The following is a 16,884-nucleotide window of genomic DNA, read 5'->3' as shown; positions in this document are numbered from 1 at the left end:
CTAGGCCTCGCCGGCCCGGAGTACGGTGCCGTCGGTGAACCGGACGCCGTCGGTGCACCGGCACTCGACCTGCCCGGCCCCGAACTGCTCGGCGTGGAGGCGCGCGTACAACCCGTGTCGCGCAAGGAGTTCGGTGTGCGTGCCGCGTTCGACGAGTGTTCCCTCATCGATCACGAAGATCACGTCGGCGTGCTGAATTGTGGACAGCCGGTGGGCGATCGCGAGCGTGGTGCGTCCGCGCATCACCTCGCCGAGGGCACGCTGGACGAGTCGCTCGGAGACCGTGTCGAGCGCGGACGTCGCCTCGTCGAGGATCAGTACGCGGGGATTCTTCAGCAGCACCCTGGCGATGGCCAGGCGTTGCTTCTCGCCGCCGGACAGGCGGAATCCTCTTTCGCCGACCAGGGTGTCGTAGCCGTCGTCGAATCCGAGGATGCGGTCGTGGATGTTGGCGGCCGCGGCAGCCGCCTGCAATTCGGAATCCGTCGCGTCCGGCTTGGCGTACCGAAGGTTGTCGGCGATCGAGGCGTGGAACAGATACGGGTCCTGGGTCACCATTCCGACCGCGTCGGCGAGTGAACTCATGGTCAGGTCGCGCACGTCGTGGCCGTCGACCCGGACGGCGCCGCTGTCCACCTCGTAGAGGCGCGGCACGAGGTAACAGAGCGTGGTCTTGCCTGCGCCGGACGGTCCGACGAATGCCGCGAGCTGACCGGGTTCGATCTCCAGCGACGTGCCCGCGACCGCCCAGCGCCTGCTGCGACGTTCCGCCGGTGCGGCTTCGGGTGCCGCCGAGGCCGGGAGTCGCGGCGCGACGGTCGCGACGCCGCGCATGCCGCCCCCACCGCCGCGGCCCAGGCTGCGCAGAGCCACCGGGTCGGGATCCGCGGTGGCCAGGCGGACGGGCGCGGGATACGCGAAGTACACGTCGTCCAGTTCCACCCGCCCGGGTGAGTCCGCGGGCAGTTCGACGGCGTCCGGCCGGTTCACGATCGCGGGTTGCAGGTCGAGGTACTCGAAGATGCGGCGGAACAACGCCATCGACGTCTGGACGTCGAGGGTGACCCGCATCAGCGAAACCAGCGGTTGCAGCAATCTGGCCTGCAGCGTCGAGAACGCGACGAGCGTGCCCGCGGAGAGGGCCGCGGAACCGCCGCTGACGAGATACCCGGCCAGCAGGTACACCAGAGCGGGAGTGATCGCCATGAACGAGCTCACGACGGCGAAGAAGCCCTGCCCCGTCATGGCTTGGCGCACCTGAAGTTCCGTCTGCCGGGCGTTCTCGGTCCGATACCGGTCCAGTTCGGTGTCGGCCTGGTTGAACACCTTCGTCAGCAGCACACCCGACACGCTCAGTGCTTCCTCGGTGATCGCGGTCATGTCCGACAACGACTCCTGCGTCTTGCGCGCCAGAACCCGCCGCCGGGCGCCGACCCGCCGCTGCAGATAGACGAAACCGGGCAGCAACGCGACCGCGAGCAGCGTCAGCTGCCACGACAGCAGCAGCATCGCGACGAGCGACGCCGTGACGGTGACGACGTTCGAGAGGATGCTCGACGCCGTGGACGTGAGGACCGACCGCACGCCTCCGACGTCGTTGGCCAGACGCGATTGGATCGAGCCGGTCTTGGTGGAGGTGAAGAAGGCCAGCTCCATCTTTTCGAGATGGGCGAACAGGCGTTCCCGGAGATCCGCCATCGACAGGTTGCCGACTTTGGTGGTGAGGTAACTCTGTCCGACGCCGATCACCGAACCCGCCAGCGTCACCACGATCATGGCCACCACCAGCCACAGCAGCAGCGTCAGGTGCACGCCGCTGCCGTCGGTGGGAAACAGAGCGCGGTCGAATACGGCCTTCGTGAGGAACGGATTCACGATGCCGAGCAGCGAGGAGACGACGATCGCGGCCGCGACGAGCACCAGCCATCCGCGGTAGGGGCGCAGGAGCGCCCAGATGCGGGGGAGCAGCGAAGGCTCGGGCGCCTGCTGGGTGGATGCGGAACCGGTCGCGGACATCTCCCCATCGTGCCCACCGAGCGGAGTCCTGGCGAGCCGATTCGGTCCGGTTACGGCCGGTCACCGCGCTCGGGGATGCCGAGTTCGCCTCGCACCGCGGTGAGGAAGTCTTCCTGGGCGCTCTTGCCGGACTGAAAGTGGTCGGCGAACTGTTGCTGGCGGGTGGACAGGGCGTCCGCTGACACGACATCATCTGCCGCGAAGTCGTTGCTCAGCCAGCCGATCGTCTCGGCGCCGGCCAGATACTCGACCACCATTCGCCGTGCCGATTCCACTACCGCCCCGGATCCGATCAACTCCACCGCCGCGAACTTCGAGCCGAGCACGATATTTTGCCGCGGTAGCGGACCGAGGATTTCGAGCATCACGCCCGAGAGGTCGGGGCCCTCGAAGTGGTCGAATGCCACCGACACGGAACCTGCGGTGGTGCACACCTCGTTGGCCGCGGTGAGGAACTCCGTGTAGATCTGCTGCCGCTGTGTTCGCAGGAATTCGTTCGAGGACTGGTTCACCGTCGCCTCCACCTGATTCGACGTGTTCAGCAGTGTGAACGCCCCTCCGGACACGGAACCGATCAGGGTCCCGGCGACGGCCATCGCGGCGACCAGCATGCTGAGCCGAAATTGGTGGCGCCGCACAGCCATTCGGTCGAGAGGTTCGGCGCTCTTGGTCTCGCTCATGGTTTCACTCCCATCGACGCTCCACCGGTGTACGTCGACTCTCCCGTACGGCCCGAGACCCGTCGCGCGKAGTCGACTACGCGGATTGTGAAACTTTTCGAGGGTGTCGGAGCGATATGCGTAGTAAGCGGCGATCGACGACCGCACTCGTGGCTGCACCCGCAGTCGCGAGCATCACCGTTCGCCGAAGAGTCGGGACTCGTCAAACGAAGGTGAGCACAATGAACAAGATCGCACTCCGCACGGCAATCGCTTCAGCCGTCATCGCTCCGGTGATGCTCGTCGGAGCAGGCCCGGCGACGGCATCACCGACACTCAGTACAGGAAGCGTCAGTGGCGGGATCGTCGTCAACGTGCCGGACAAGGAAAGCTGGAACTGCTTCGCGCTGGATTCGAATTTCGGACTCAAGGCCGGTGTAGGGGCAGTCGGTGGTTTCGCGAATGGATCCAACGTGACCGTATTCTGCTTCGGCACCACGGCGCCGTTCTTCTTCACCGGCAGTGTGAGGGCCGGAACGTAGAACTTCTTCAGCGGTGCCCGCCGTGCAGGCAGTCCTCGAACAGCGTGCGCACCTCGTCGACGTGCCGGTCGAGATCCGCGAGGTCCCAGCCGTCGGTCGACACGGGCGCGAGGACGTCGACGTCGACGGTGCCGGGGTGCGCGACGAGCGAGTTCCGCCACATCCGTTCGCCGGCGTTGTGGATGACGATCGGCACGATCGGCACTCCTGCCTGCATCGCTAGATGGAATCCGCCCTTCTTGAACTTGCCGAGACGCGGGGACGGTGAGCGGGTGCCCTCGGGGGCGATCGCGATCGAGATGCCGGACTGCAGTTTGTCCACGGCCGGGCGGAGCGCCGCCCGCGCCTTGGTGCTGTCCGACCGGTCGATGTAGGCGACGTCGAGGAGGGCACCCACGGGAATGAACCGGGGGTCGCGCGCGGCCTCCTTCTTCGCGACGCCGGTGACGTCGCGCCGGATGACGCTGCCGATCACCAGCAGGTCGAGCGAACTCTGGTGGTTGAACATGAAGACCGCGGGCCTGGCCGACCACGCGTTCTCCTTGCCCTTGATGCGCACGTTGATGCCGCAGATCGTGAGGGCGAGATCCGGTCCGAAGCTGCCGACCAGGTTGGCGCCGGTCTGCCGGTTCTGGGTGAGCAGGCCCGCGGAGACGCCGAACGCCGCGGCGCCCATCAGCGCGCCGATCGCGGTGGTGGTGCGGGCGATGGACATCGGGTCGGCGCCGCTATCGGGAGGTCGCAGATTCACCGACGGCCACCCGTTCTGCCGCGCGGTGGCCGCCAGTTTGCGGTCGGGGTTCAGCGCCACGGGATGTCCCACCGACTTCAGCATCGGAACATCCTCCGCGCCGTTGGAGTACGCGAAGCTGTCACCCAGATCGGCGCCGTGCTTGTCGGCGTACTCGCGCAGTGCCTCGGCCTTGGCCGGTCCCCACAGTGGTGCCGAGTCGAGCTTTCCGGTGAGCATCCCGTCCAGGATCGCGGGCCGGGTGCACAGCACGTCCTCGGGTTCGATGTCGAGGTCGGCGGCCACCGACAGCGCCTGATACGGGGTGGCGGACGTGGCCATCACCACCCGGTGGCCGGCGTGCCGGTGCGCGGCGAGCAGGCCGCGGACCTCCGAGAAGATCATCCTCGCGATCTCCTGCCGGAACAGCCGCTGCCCCCACTCCTGCATCTCGTCCTCCATGCGTCCGGCCAGGCTCTGCACGCCGATGCGCATCAGGTTGCCGACATCGGCGCCCCGGAATCGGGTCTCCACCGCGGCGTTCGTGGTGCGGAGAAGCTCGGCGACGCTGATGTCGAAGCGCCGCAGGCGGTCCCGGTAGACGACACTCGCGGAGTACCCGCTGATCAACGTGCCGTCCAGGTCGAACGCCGCGAGGGTGGCCGGACCAGGAACGGCGGCCGCGATGTCGTCGTGGAGACTGCGGAGATCGCTCATCTACTCACCTACCACCCATCTGGTCCAGATTCTCGTGCGCGATGGCCCGGATGCGGAGCACCTGGTCGATCAAGGTCTGGAGTTCGGCCTCGAATTCGACCCGCCGGGCCGCCATGTTCTCGGCGTTCGGTTCGACCAGTCCCCGGTTCCGCGCCAGCTTGAGCGCGGTCGTGAAGAGTTCGGCCGAAATCGACTCGCTGCTCCCGATCTGCTGCCGGAGCCGTCGCTGCTCGGCGAGCGCGAGGCACGCCGTCATGAACGCCTTCTCGTCGAACTTCCGGTCCACGGGAGTGCGCAGCAGCTGACTCGCGACCACCGCGTACGCCTCCAGGAACGGCTGCAGAACCCGATGCGCCAGGTGAATGCGCATCCCGGACAACAGGTTCGCCGCATGTTGAGGGTCGCCCAGATTCGACTCCCACGCCGGGTCGATCAGGTCCAGTTCGGCCCGCAGTTCCTTCCGGAAGCTGTCCTTCTCGCTGAAGAAGAATTCGAACTTGAGGAGGTCGCGGATGCGGAGCGCCGCATTCCATCCGTCCTCGAGCGGGTCGGTGAACTGCTGATCGACCGCGGCGCGCAGTACCATCTCCGCGATCGCCCGCATCACCAAAAAGTGAATGGTGTTGTTGCGGTAGAACGCTGCCACGAGATGCTGATCGCGCCCGAGGTAGAACACCCGCTCGCTGCCCTGGTCGAAACTTTTCAGGACCCCGGAGTCGAGATGGGTGCGCACGGCCTTGCGGATCACCTGCGGATCCGTCAGATCCACGTCGCCCGCGGTCGGCAGCGAGCGCGCCGTGATGTAGTCGACGAGCGGCCCGAGGATGCCGCCGACCTCGGCGACGGTGAGCGCCCGGTCCTCGATGCCGAGGAACGCGAGCATGACGAGCGACGACGCCGTGACAGGGGTGACCTCGTTGATGCGGTGACACACCTCGAACGCCGTCTTCTGCACCGCCAGTCGCAGGTCGTCCTGCTGGCCGAGGTAGTCCGCCAGCGACATCGGCCTGCCGACGTTGACGTGCGCGACACCGTGCCGTTGACCCTGCGCCCGAACGTATCCGAAGAGCCAGCGCAGACTCTCCTTGCTCTTCGCCTGGCCGTGCGCCTCCGCCGCCATCGCCCCGACCTCGTACAGCTGGTCGTAGGTCAGCGACACCGGGACCAGATACACGTCGGACATCCCGCTGTCCCGGAACGCTTTCGCGAGGTAGTTGAGCAGGCCGAACCGCGGCGGCCGCAGCTTCCCCGTGCGGCTTCGCCCGCCCTCGATGTACCACTCGAGGTTGAACCGTTTCGTGAGCAGGTAACGCATGTACTCGCGGAGCGTCCACTTGTAGATCTCGTCGCCCTCGATCTTCCGGCGGATGAACACGGTGCCGCTGCGCTTGCCGATCGGTCCGATCGGCCAGAAGTTGATGTTCAGCCCGCCCATCACGTGGTTGAGCGGAAGGTCGTTCGCGAGCAGCGCCGGCCGCAGCACCAGTGGGTCCAGGTACGAGCGGTGGCTGGGCAGGAACACCAGGGAATGTTCCTTGTTCAGCTCCCGCAGGTCGTCGAGCCGGGTGGTGTCGACGTCGAGGCGATACGCGCGGGAGAAGTAGCGGCCCAACTGATCCCACAGTGCGATGGCCCGCCGGCTCTGGGCGGCGACCATCTCGTCCAGCGCGCCGCGAGCCCGGCGATCCACCTCGGCGACGGGGAGATTCAATTGGGCCGACAGTTCGTGGGTGCCGTCGTGGTACCGGCTGGCGTCGGTGATCTCGTCGACGACGAACCTCGACACCTTGTACTGCGTGCCCAGCACCGTGCGCTCGGCCCGCTCCAGGGTCAGCGCTGCCTGGCGGCGGATGAAATCCGGAAGTGATCCACCCCCGTTCTCGGCGAGCCGGCGTTCGAGGTCGCTGAGCGGGGCCGGGTCGCCTTCCAGAACCTGGCACCGCGCCGGGTCGTCGCGCATCACCCGGCGCTGCATGTTCTGACCGGGGTGCAGCGGATCGCGCAGCGACAGCGTCTCCCGCAATCGCTGCGCGCCGTCCGGATGCGTCTCCTTCGGCAGCCACACCACCCGGAGTGGGGTGAGCAGCGGATCGTCCTTCCGCCGTGCCAGATCGGCGAGGGCCTGATCGGTGACGCGGACGGTCGGTGGTGGCTGACCGGAGTCGTTCGCCTGCCGCTCCAGCCACGTGCGGAGAACGTCGTCCTCCATCTCGCTCATCGTCTCGATGAGATAGACCCGTGGCCGTGTCGTCTGCTCGTCCATCGCGCCTTTCCTTTCACCCGCGGCCGAGTTCGACGATCTCGTCGAGACTCTCCTGCAGGCACGACATGAACCGCGCCGGTTCGGTCACGGCGGCGGTGTCGAGATTGACACCGATGCAACACGTGCCGACGTGGGAGACCAGAGTTGCCATGACCGCGCAGCCGGGAGCGGGGCCGAACGGGAACATCCGCTCGATCCGGGCGCCTGCCAGATACACGGGCACGGGCACGCCCGCGACGTTGCTGGCCTGCAGGTCGAGGCCCGTCGACTGCGAGAGGTACCAGTTGGCCAGGACCACCGTCGGGATCCGGACCAGGATCGGGGCGGCGGAATCGAGCAGACCGAGTGCCGGTTCCTGGCGCAACCCGAGAATGATCGTGCGTACCTTCTTGATCCGTGCGATCGGGTCGCGTTCACCGACCGGTCCGGCGAACCGGGCCGCCGCGAACCGGTTGCCCCCGGTCGGGTCCGACGCCGAACGCATACTCACCGGCATCCCCACCGGAATCGTCTCGAGGTCGTGGCCGAACGATTCGTGATAGCGGCGGAAACCGCCCAGCAGCGCCGCCACATACGCGTCGTTCAACGACCCGCCCGCGACGTGGGCGGCAGAACGCAGTTCGTCGACACTCACCTCGAGCACGCCGAACCAGCGTCCGAGCCCCCGGTCGCGCAGCAGGTCCGAACCCGTGGTCGGGGGAGGAGTCACCACCCGGCGGATCGAGTTCGCGTAACCGGCGACCTCCGTGACACTGCCCACCGGGTCGCCGACGACCGTCATCGCCGTCCGCACCGCGCCGCGGATCAGGCCGCCGAGACGGCCGGGGGCGCTGCGCACGTTGCCGAGTGCCTGCTCGAGCAGGGCGCCGCCGCCCGACATCTGCTCCGGCAACGGCGCAGGCCGATCCGGTTTGTCCGGCGACGGTTCGGGACGCCTGCTGTGCAGCAGCGTCATCAACTGGATGCCGCCGAGACCGTCCGTGATGCTGTGGTGCGTCTTCACGACGTAGACGGCGCGGCCGTCGTCGAGCCCCTCGATGAGCATCGCGCTCCACGGCGGCCGGGCGCGGTCGAACGGCTCCGTCGCCATGTGCCTGCACATCCGCAGCGCATGGTCGAACGTCGCGGGCTCCGGCAGCCGCACCCGCGACAGGTGATAGTCGAGATCGAATTCGGGGTCGACCGACCACATGGGGTTGCCCAGCCGCAGCGTCGGCTCCACCACCCGCATCCGGATGCGCGGCACCATGTGCGACGCCCATTCGTGGGCACGCACGAGCCGCTCCCAGTCCGGCGGTTTGTCGAGGACGTCGACCGCGACGATCGGTGAGCGCAGCTTCGGCTGCACCTCCTCCATCCGCCACATCCCGGTCTCGAAGTCGGACATCGTGCGGTCCGCTCCCCAGGCGACGTCGGAGAAATCCACGTCGACGGCACTCGGTGGTATCAGAGGTTCGCCGTCGGCCATGCTCACCCTCATTCGGTTGCTCGAGTTGCCCTCAGCTGCTGCTTTTCCAGTGTGGACCCGCCCCGCAGATCGCGTCCCTGGTTCCGGCGGATTGCGCGGCGGACTTTCCGCCCGAGGCGCTCCGCGCCCGTGCGCGGTTGACGAGTCCCTGGACTCCTTCGCCGCTCACGGAGTTGTCGTAGGCTGCCGTCATGGCGAAAAGCTTCGACTACTCCGAACAGATCGCGTACCCGATCGACCGCGTGCACGCGACGGTGACGGACCGGGCGTTCTGGCAGCACCGGTTCGAGGAGGCGCCGGAGAAGCTCACCCTCGACGACAGCCGCGGCCCCGGCACGCTGACGGCGACGATGCGCGACACCATCGGCGCGTCCTCCCTCCCCGGGCTGGTGCGCAAGGTCGTCTCCGGTGAACTGAAGGTCGAGCGGGCCGACGAATGGGGCGCACTCGACGGCGACCACGCCGACGGCCGGATCAGCGGCAGCTCCACCGGGATCCCCGTGAAGATCGACTGCACGTCGGTGCTCCGCGCGTCGGGCGACGTCACCGTCCTCGACGTCTCCGGATCGGTGCAGGTCAAGATCCCGCTCGTCGGAGGACAGATCGAATCCCTCGTCAGGAAGCTGGTCGGCGACATGGTCGGGCAGGACCGCGACGCGATCGAGAAGTGGCTCGGCGACAGCTGACGCTCACGCCCCCGGCGCGGGGCCGTCCAGTTCGACGTCCAGCGTGCGGGCACCCGGCCCCGCAGTGCCCAGCCGGTCGTGGCTGTTGACGATCGCGCAACTCCCGAGCGACAGGCACCCGCAGCCGATGCAGCCGGTCAGGTTGTCGCGGAGACGGATCAGCTGCTCGATCCGCTGATCCAGATCGGCGTGCCACCGCGTCGACAGCTTCTCCCAGTCCTTCCGGTTCGGGGTGCGGCCCTCGGGGAGGGTCGCGAGGGCGTCCCGGATCTCGGCCAGCGGAATCCCGACCCGCTGGGCGATGCGGATGAACGCGACCCGCCGCAGCGTGTCCCGGCGATAGCGACGCTGATTGCCGGACGTCCGCCTGCTGGTGATCAGCCCCTCGCGCTCGTAGAAATRCAACGCCGACACCGCGACGCCACTGCGCTCCGACAGCTGTCCCGGCGTCAGTTCCTTCGCTCTCCACTCGGGCATCTCCACGACAGGCAACCTTTCACCGGGTTACCTGAACAATACTCGAGGTCAGTCGCGGCGGAGATGACCGTGGAGATGGTGCGTGAGCGGAGTCAGGTCGTGCGCCATCCACAGGTCGTACGTGAGGTCGCCGCCGCGCACCGACAACTGCCGCCGGATGCTGTGCACCGGTTTGGCGTCCGGGGACGCGCTCAGCGCCACCATCGACAACTCGATGATCCCCTCCCGGATCTGACCGCGGTGGATCTCGGTGAATCCGGTCGGCTGGGCGACGAGCAGTTCCGCCTCGTCCTCGGCGACGAGCCGCAGATACCCGGACTCCGAGTGCAACGGCCGCCCGGTGCCCGCCTCCCACGTCCGAGACCGGTACGCCAGGAACGGTTTACCGCTGGGAGCGAATTCGATCTCCTCGGTGTACGCGAAGTCGTCGATCGTCGGGTACGCACCCTCGCCCTCGCCGCGCCACAGACCGGCGAACGGCGCCAGGGCGGGCGGCACGGACGGAACCGGTGGTGTGGTCGCAGACGAACTCGCCGTCGCATCCGTGTGCGCCGGCGAGAGAGTCGAGTTCTCGTCCATGAGATACCTCCGCCGCTTCACGGTACTCGCCTGCGGGGCCGAGGGACACGGTCGGCGGCGGGAGCGTTTGAGCGTGCCTGCCGGGCCCGCCGGCATTACCGTCTAGGCATGAACGCGTCGGGTTCTGCACCGCTGGGGGCCAACTCCGAAGTCGGGCACCTGCGTGCCGTCCTCCTGCACCGGCCCGGGGACGAACTGAAGCGGCTGACACCCCGCAACAACGACCAACTGCTGTTCGACGGACTGCCCTGGGTCGACCGCGCACAGGAGGAGCACGACGCGTTCGCGGACCTCCTGCGCAGCCGCGGCGTCGAGGTCCTGCTGCTGTCCGACCTGCTCAGCGAGACACTCGGCGCCAGCGGAGCCGCCCGCATCCACGGCATCGGCGCGGCCGTCGACCCCCGGAAGCTGGGCCACACCCTGGCGCAGGAACTCGCCGCGCACCTCCGCGGCGTCCCGGCGCCCGAACTCTCGACCATCCTCACCGCAGGCATGACGTTCGACGAACTGCCCGTCGCCGCGAACACGGCGTCGCTGGTCCGTCGCATGCACCACGGCGGCGACTTCGTCATCGACCCGCTGCCCAACCTGCTGTTCACCCGCGACTCGTCGTTCTGGATCGGACCGCGCGTCGCGATCACCTCGCTGGCACTGCCCGCCCGCGTCCGCGAAACGTCCCTCACCGACATCATCTACGCCCACCACCCGCGTTTCCGGGGCGCGCGGCGCGCCTACGAATCCCACACGGCGCCCGTCGAAGGCGGCGACGTCCTGCTCCTGGCACCCGGCGTCGTCGCCGTCGGAGTGGGGGAGCGCACCACACCGGCCGGAGCCGAGGCGTTGGCGCGCAGCGTCTTCGAGGACGAACTGGCGCACACCGTGCTGGTGGTGCCCATCGCGCAGGCCCGGGCGTCGATGCACCTCGACACCGTGTGCACGATGGTCGACCACGACGCCGTCGTGATGTACCCGATCATCCAGGACACACTGTCGGCGTTCACCATTCACCGCGAGGACAACGGCGTGTCGATCCGCGGCGCCGACCCGTTCCTGAGCGCCGCCGCCGAGGCCATGGGCATCGGCAAACTGCGCGTCATCGACACCGGACTCGACAACGTCACCGCCGAACGCGAACAGTGGGACGACGGAAACAACACGCTCGCACTCGCCCCCGGCGTCGTCGTCGCCTACGAACGGAACGTCGAGACCAACGCCCGGCTCGAGGCGTCGGGCATCGAGGTACTGCGGATCGCCGGTTCCGAACTCGGTTCGGGCCGCGGCGGCCCCCGCTGCATGTCCTGCCCGGTCGCCCGCGACCCGCTGTAGGCGGCTCCGCCGCCCGTGCGTGGTTAAGGAGTGCAGGGACTCGTCAACCACGCACGGGCCCGGAGGGCCTAGAGGATGTTGCTGACCTTCGCGGCCGGGCGGGCGAGGACGGTGCCCTTGTCCGTCACGACGATCGGTCGCTCGATGAGGATGGGGTTGTCCACCATCGCTTCCAGCAGTTCGTCCTCGGACGCGTCGGCGAGCCCGAGTTCCTTGAAGACGGCCTCCTTCTTGCGGATCGCCTCGCTCGGTTTCAGGCCGGCGTCGTCGAGAAGTTTGCGCAATCCGTCCCGCGAGGGCGGGGTCTCGAGGTACTTCACGACGGTCGGCTCGATGCCCGCGTCCCGGATCAGTCCGAGGACCGTGCGGGACGTGCTGCAGCGCTGGTTGTGGTAGATGGTCGCGGTGTTCGCCATATCCGACATTCTGCACCCGGGGAACAAATGCGCCCGCACCGAGCGCTGAACCATGGGTAGTAACTCGTAACCAGTCGACGAAAGAGGGAGATCGATCATGGCCGAGCACCGGGACGCGGCTCCGCAGCGCATCGTCATCGCGGGTGGACACGGGAAGATCGCCCGTCACCTCATCAAGATCCTCACCGCCCGCGGTGACCGTGCGGTCGCGCTGATCCGCAACCCCGACCACGAGCACGAGGTCGCGGCACTCGGCGCCGAACCGGTGGTGATCGATCTGGAGACGGCGACCGCGGACGACGTCGCGAAGACCCTCGCCGGTGCGGACGCCGCGGTGTTCGCGGCCGGTGCCGGTCCGGGCAGCGGAATCGCCCGCAAGGACACCGTCGACCGCGGGGCCGCGGTGCTGCTCGCCGACGCCGCCGAAAAGGCGGGGACGCGGCGATTCGTTCAGGTCGGTTCGTTCGGGGCGGGTGAGCCGATCCCCGAAGGCACCGACGACGTGTTCGCCGCCTACCTGGTCGCGAAGACGGCAGCCGAGGAAGATCTGCGCGCCCGCACCCACCTGGACTGGACGATTCTCCGTCCGGGCGGTCTGCTCGACGACGACCCGACAGGTCACGTCACGCTCACCGCGCCTCCCCTCGAACGGGGCACCGTCACGCGCGCCGACGTCGCTGCGGTGGTCGCGGCGCTCCTGGACCACCCGAACACGGCGAAGAAGACGCTGATGCTGACGTCCGGTCCGACGTCGATCGAGGACGCCGTCGCCGCGCTGTAACCATTGCGGCGCCGCAACCGCGCAACTACGGTCTGATACAACGCGTGGAACAACGGAGGTGGCGCCGGCCGTGGACATCGACATCGACCCCGATTCGTCGACCGCCCCGTTCGACCAGTTGCGATTGCAGATCATCGAGCAGGTCCGCAGCGGGCAACTGATTGCGGGAACGAAGATTCCCACGGTCCGTGCGCTCGCCGTCGAGGTCGGCCTCGCACCGAACACGGTCGCCAAGGCGTACCGGGAACTCGGCGAGCAGGGTGTCATCGAAACCCGAGGCAAGCAGGGCACATTCATCGCGAGCGGCGGTGACCCCATTCGCGCCGGAGCCGAGAAGGCCGCAACAGGGTATGTGCAGGAACTGCGGAAGCTGGGGGTGTCCGACGAGGAGATACTCGGCTTCGTGCAGTCCGCTCTCCGCGGCGCCGAATGAGGACGGCGCCACATCCAGAAGTGTGACCACAGAAAGGTAGACGCTCGGTATGGCCTCCGCACTCTTCCGTGACCTCGCACTGTTGATCGCCCGGATCGGGCTCGGCGTGATCTTCGTCGCGCACGGCTGGCAGAAGTTCTTCGACTACGGAGTGACGGCCACCCAGGCGTCGTTCGCCGACATGGGCGTCCCGCGGCCCGACATCTCGGCTGTTGCGGCCGCCACTGTCGAACTCGCGGGTGGATTTGCTCTCATCGTGGGCATCGCCACACCGATCGCCGGAATCCTGCTGTTCCTCGACATGCTCGGGGCGCTGATTCTGGTGCACGCGGACAAGGGCGTCTTCGTCGCGAACGGCGGGTACGAACTCGTCGTCGCACTCGGCGTCGGGTCACTGTTACTCGCTGTGATCGGTGCCGGACGCCTCAGCATCGACGGGCTCCTCGGAAGAGGCTCGGGATGGGGCAAAACCGCAGCGTAACGATACCGTTCGGCGGGTCTCGATTCGGTGTGAAGCGGTGGGCTAGCTTGCTTTTACCATCGAAAATGACCAACGTAGTTGTTCATGGCAATGAATACTGATCTGCCTGATCAAGGTTCCGACACCGCTGACGCGGCCGTCGGCGGAGGGCTCAAACGGGTCGGTGTTCGCACCGATCACGTCGTGTTCTCGGCCGCCGCCGCCGCGGTCTCGGCAATCGTCGTCTGGGGGCTCGTGGCCCCCGACAATCTCGACACCACGACCGGTAAGGCGCTCGACTGGCTGGTCACCGACATGGGCTGGTTGTTCGTCCTGTCGGCGTCCGGGTTCGTCCTCTTCTCACTGTGGCTCGCGTTCAGCAAGTTCGGGCAGATTCCGCTCGGCAAGGACGGCGAGAAGCCCGAGTTCCGGACCGTCAGCTGGATCGCGATGATGTTCAGCGCCGGAATGGGCATCGGACTGATGTTCTTCGGTGTCGCCGAACCGCTCGCGCACTACGTGACACCCCCTCCGGGTTCCAGCGGTGGCATCGGAACTGCGATGGCCACCACCATGTTCCACTGGAGCCTGCACCCCTGGGCGATGTACGCGGTGGTCGGACTGTCGATCGCGTACGGCTCGTACCGCAAGGGTCGCAAGCAGCTGTTCAGCTCCGCATTCATCCCGCTGCTCGGCCGCCGCGCCGAGGGGCCGATCGGCAAGTTCATCGACGTCCTCGCGATCTTCGCGACGCTGTTCGGGACCGCCGCCTCGCTGGGTCTCGGCGCACTGCAGATCGGGTCCGGCTTCCAGGTCGTCGGGTGGATGTCGCAGGTCAGCACGTTCCTGCTGGTCGCCATCGTCGCCCTGCTGACCCTCGCGTTCGTGGCCTCGGCGGTGTCGGGTGTCGCCAAGGGAATCCAGTGGCTCTCCAACACCAACATGGTGCTCGCCATCATCCTGGCGCTGTTCGTGTTCGTCGTCGGACCGACGGTCCTGATCCTCAACCTGCTGCCCACCACGATCGGCGCCTACGCCGCGCAGCTCGCGCAGATGTCGGCCCGCACCGGCGCGTCCTCCGATCCGGCGACCGGCGAATGGTTGTCGTCGTGGACCATCTTCTACTGGGCATGGTGGATCTCCTGGACCCCCTTCGTGGGCATGTTCCTGGCCCRCATCAGCCGAGGCCGCACCATCCGGCAGTTCGTGGTCGGCGTGATCGTGGTGCCGAGCGCTGTGAGCCTCGTGTGGTTCGCGATCTTCGGCGGTGCGGGAATCAGCGAGCAGCGTGACGGAATCGACCTCGCCGGGCAGGACACCCAGGAGGGTCAGCTGTTCGGCATGCTCAACCACCTGCCGCTCACCGGCATCACCACCATCCTGGTGATGATCCTCGTGGCGATCTTCTTCGTCTCCGGCGCCGACGCCGCCTCGATGGTGATGGGCACCCTGTCGCAGCGCGGGTCGCTGGAACCGCAGCGATGGGTGGTCGTCTTCTGGGGTGTGCTCACCGGTGGTGTGGCCGCGCTCATCCTGTGGACCGGTGGCGACACCGCACTCGACGGACTGCAGACGATGACGATCATCGCTGCGGCGCCGTTCGTCATCGTGATGATCGGGTTGTGCTTCTCGCTGTACAAGGATCTGTCCCGTGACCAGATGATCGTCGACGGCCGGGAAATGCGGAGGGAGATGCGGAGAGTGGCGGCGAAGCGTCGTCGCGACCGGATCTCGTCCCGCTAGAGAAACACCACGGGACCCGGGCGGCTCGACTCGTTCACGGTGTCAGCGCCAGCTGGGCAGCCATAGTTGGTGCTGCCACGTCTCCGGGGTGATCGGGACGGCCGTGAGGATCGGCCACAACCAGATGAAGTTGGCGACCACGAGCCCCACATAGAGGCAGACGGCGAGCAGGCCGGTGGTGCGGCGCTCGAACGACGCCCGCGCGCTGCCGAGGACGTCGCCCAGCACCAGCGCGATTCCCATCACCATGAACGGCGCCAGCGCCACCGCGTAGAAGTAGTACATCTGGCGGTCCAGGGTGGTCAGCCACGGCAGGAACGCGGCCCCGTAGCCGGTGAGGACGGTGGCGTACCGCCAGTCCTTCCGCACCACGGACTGCCACAGGGCCCACGCGAGCATCGGCAGTGCCAGCCACCACATGGCGGGCGTCCCGATGAGCATGACCGCCTTGACGCAACTCGACGCCCCGCAACCGGTGACGTGATCGCCCTCGGCGAAGTAGTACAGCATCGGGCGCAGACCCATCGGCCACGTCCACGGCTTCGACTCCCACGGGTGATGATTGCCCGCCGAATTGGTGAGGCCCGCGTGGAACTGGAGGACGTTGCCGCTGTAGTACCACAGCGACCGCAGCGCTGCCGGCACGAACGACCAGGTGCCGCCCGTCCCGATCTCGTTGCCCACGGCATGCCGGTCCACACCGGTCTCGCTGGCGAACCACGCCCAGTAACTGGCCAGATACACGAACAGCGGGACGACGACGAGCGCGTACAGCGCGGGGCCGATGTCGCGGACGCCGGCCCCGAACCACGGGCGGCGCACCCCGTAGGCGCGCCGGGCCGCCACATCGAAGGCGATGCTGAGCAGCCCGAAGAACACGATGAAGTAGACGCCCGACCACTTGGTGCCGCACGCCAGACCCAGCATGATCCCGGCGCCGAACCGCCACCAGCGCACACCGAGCCGCGGACCCCACTCGCTGTCGCCGATCCGGCCCTCGGCGTACACCCGGGCCATCCGCTCGCGGACCTGGTCGCGGTCCACGATCAGGCAGCCGAGCGCCGCCACCCCGAACAGGGCAAGGAAGATGTCGAGCATGCCGAGCCGGGACGAGACGAACGTCACCCCGTCCGCGACCAGCAGTATCCCGGCGAGACCGCCGATCAGAGTGGACCGCGTGAGCCGGCGGACGATCCGGATCACCAGCAGAACCATGATCGTGCCCGCCACGGCGGAGGCGAACCGCCAGCCCCAGCCGTTGTAGCCGAAGATCGCCTCGCCCATCGCGATCAGCTGTTTCCCGATCGGCGGATGCACCACCAGCCCGTAGCCGGGGTTGTCCTCGAGCCAGCCGCCGGTGAGCACCTGCCAGCCCTGCGGCGCGTAGTGCTTCTCGTCGAACACGGGAGTGCCCGCGTCGGTCGGGTACCCGAGCATCGTGAACCGGGTGATCGCCGCGATCGCCGTGACGAACAGCGTCACCACCCAGCCGCGGGCACGGTCGACGGGACCGAAGTCGGGGGGCGGCACGAGCGGCGCCGGTCCGACCATGGACGGCTGTCGTGCGGAGGGCGTCGGTCGCTCGTCC

The 16,884-nt window shown here is 67.7% G+C and carries 17 protein-coding genes; 7 read left to right on the top strand and 10 right to left on the bottom strand.

Annotated features, from left to right (window positions below; all coding sequences use genetic code 11):
• Complete coding sequence (locus tag AC1DWT_RS34885; protein ID WP_095861222.1) at nt 1–2,016, bottom strand: ABC transporter ATP-binding protein; 2,016 nt, start codon at nt 2,014–2,016, stop codon at nt 1–3.
• Between the two features lie 50 nt (nt 2,017–2,066).
• Entirely contained in the window at nt 2,067–2,696 is a 630-nt protein-coding gene (locus AC1DWT_RS34880) for a hypothetical protein (RefSeq protein ID WP_072941153.1), read from the bottom strand.
• 221 nt (nt 2,697–2,917) lie between these two features.
• On the opposite strand from AC1DWT_RS34880, the gene AC1DWT_RS34875 reads away from it, so the two are divergent.
• On the top strand, nt 2,918–3,217 hold the full coding sequence (locus tag AC1DWT_RS34875) for a hypothetical protein (protein ID WP_477924139.1): 300 nt from the start codon (nt 2,918–2,920) through the stop codon (nt 3,215–3,217).
• A 7-nt stretch (nt 3,218–3,224) separates the two neighbouring features.
• Here AC1DWT_RS34875 and AC1DWT_RS34870 read toward each other — a convergent pair whose 3' ends face one another.
• From AC1DWT_RS34870 to AC1DWT_RS34855, 4 genes are read right to left on the bottom strand one after another with little or no spacing between them, the layout of a single operon-like run.
• Nucleotides 3,225–4,664 carry an HAD-IB family hydrolase gene (locus tag AC1DWT_RS34870; RefSeq protein WP_477924138.1) on the bottom strand — a complete coding sequence of 480 codons (1,440 nt, stop codon included), beginning with the start codon at nt 4,662–4,664 and terminating at the stop codon, nt 3,225–3,227.
• 4 nt (nt 4,665–4,668) lie between these two features.
• Nucleotides 4,669–6,927 carry a glycerol-3-phosphate 1-O-acyltransferase gene (locus AC1DWT_RS34865; protein ID WP_387486325.1) on the bottom strand — a complete coding sequence of 753 codons (2,259 nt, stop codon included), beginning with the start codon at nt 6,925–6,927 and terminating at the stop codon, nt 4,669–4,671.
• 13 nt (nt 6,928–6,940) lie between these two features.
• On the bottom strand, nt 6,941–8,395 hold the full coding sequence (locus tag AC1DWT_RS34860; RefSeq protein WP_387486322.1) for a wax ester/triacylglycerol synthase domain-containing protein: 1,455 nt from the start codon (nt 8,393–8,395) through the stop codon (nt 6,941–6,943).
• A 31-nt stretch (nt 8,396–8,426) separates the two neighbouring features.
• A complete protein-coding gene (locus tag AC1DWT_RS34855; RefSeq protein ID WP_206015044.1) occupies nt 8,427–8,588 on the bottom strand; it encodes a hypothetical protein in 162 nt (53 codons plus the stop codon).
• Between AC1DWT_RS34855 and AC1DWT_RS34850 the strand changes: the two genes are divergently transcribed.
• Complete coding sequence (locus AC1DWT_RS34850; protein ID WP_072941141.1) at nt 8,587–9,081, top strand: DUF2505 domain-containing protein; 495 nt, start codon at nt 8,587–8,589, stop codon at nt 9,079–9,081. The two genes, AC1DWT_RS34855 and AC1DWT_RS34850, sit on opposite strands and share 2 nt — an antisense overlap.
• A 3-nt stretch (nt 9,082–9,084) precedes the next feature.
• On the opposite strand, the gene soxR is transcribed toward AC1DWT_RS34850, so the two are convergent.
• Both soxR and AC1DWT_RS34840 read right to left on the bottom strand, forming a co-directional pair.
• Complete coding sequence (soxR, locus tag AC1DWT_RS34845; protein WP_477924134.1) at nt 9,085–9,564, bottom strand: redox-sensitive transcriptional activator SoxR; 480 nt, start codon at nt 9,562–9,564, stop codon at nt 9,085–9,087.
• Between the two features lie 42 nt (nt 9,565–9,606).
• Complete coding sequence (locus AC1DWT_RS34840; protein WP_072941137.1) at nt 9,607–10,137, bottom strand: nitrobindin family protein; 531 nt, start codon at nt 10,135–10,137, stop codon at nt 9,607–9,609.
• Between the two features lie 108 nt (nt 10,138–10,245).
• Between AC1DWT_RS34840 and AC1DWT_RS34835 the strand changes: the two genes are divergently transcribed.
• Nucleotides 10,246–11,463: an arginine deiminase gene (locus AC1DWT_RS34835; protein ID WP_378687705.1), complete on the top strand. Its 1,218-nt coding sequence runs from the start codon at nt 10,246–10,248 to the stop codon at nt 11,461–11,463.
• 68 nt (nt 11,464–11,531) lie between these two features.
• On the opposite strand, the gene arsC is transcribed toward AC1DWT_RS34835, so the two are convergent.
• Complete coding sequence (arsC, locus tag AC1DWT_RS34830; protein ID WP_477924130.1) at nt 11,532–11,879, bottom strand: arsenate reductase (glutaredoxin); 348 nt, start codon at nt 11,877–11,879, stop codon at nt 11,532–11,534.
• 97 nt (nt 11,880–11,976) lie between these two features.
• Here arsC and AC1DWT_RS34825 point away from each other — a divergent pair, with 97 nt between their 5' ends.
• The 4 genes from AC1DWT_RS34825 (at nt 11,977) to AC1DWT_RS34810 (ending at nt 15,296) form a co-directional block, all read left to right on the top strand.
• Nucleotides 11,977–12,660, top strand: a complete 684-nt coding sequence (locus tag AC1DWT_RS34825) for an NAD(P)H-binding protein (RefSeq protein WP_072941133.1) — start codon at nt 11,977–11,979, stop codon at nt 12,658–12,660.
• 58 nt (nt 12,661–12,718) lie between these two features.
• Complete coding sequence (locus AC1DWT_RS34820; RefSeq protein WP_005238723.1) at nt 12,719–13,093, top strand: GntR family transcriptional regulator; 375 nt, start codon at nt 12,719–12,721, stop codon at nt 13,091–13,093.
• Between the two features lie 49 nt (nt 13,094–13,142).
• The gene (locus tag AC1DWT_RS34815) at nt 13,143–13,574 is read left to right on the top strand and encodes a DoxX family protein (protein ID WP_095861216.1); all 432 of its coding nucleotides are present in this window, start codon (nt 13,143–13,145) and stop codon (nt 13,572–13,574) included.
• Between the two features lie 90 nt (nt 13,575–13,664).
• Nucleotides 13,665–15,296 carry a BCCT family transporter gene (locus AC1DWT_RS34810; RefSeq protein WP_477924151.1) on the top strand — a complete coding sequence of 544 codons (1,632 nt, stop codon included), beginning with the start codon at nt 13,665–13,667 and terminating at the stop codon, nt 15,294–15,296.
• A gap of 42 nt (nt 15,297–15,338) precedes the next feature.
• Here AC1DWT_RS34810 and AC1DWT_RS34805 read toward each other — a convergent pair whose 3' ends face one another.
• A complete protein-coding gene (locus tag AC1DWT_RS34805) occupies nt 15,339–16,847 on the bottom strand; it encodes a dolichyl-phosphate-mannose--protein mannosyltransferase (RefSeq protein WP_095861432.1) in 1,509 nt (502 codons plus the stop codon).
• Nucleotides 16,848–16,884 lie beyond the last annotated feature (37 nt).

The organism is Rhodococcus sp. P4_B6 (assembly GCF_056402215.1).
The sequence above is the reverse complement of the archived record's forward strand: the minus strand, read 5'-3'. Positions and strand labels throughout refer to the sequence as shown.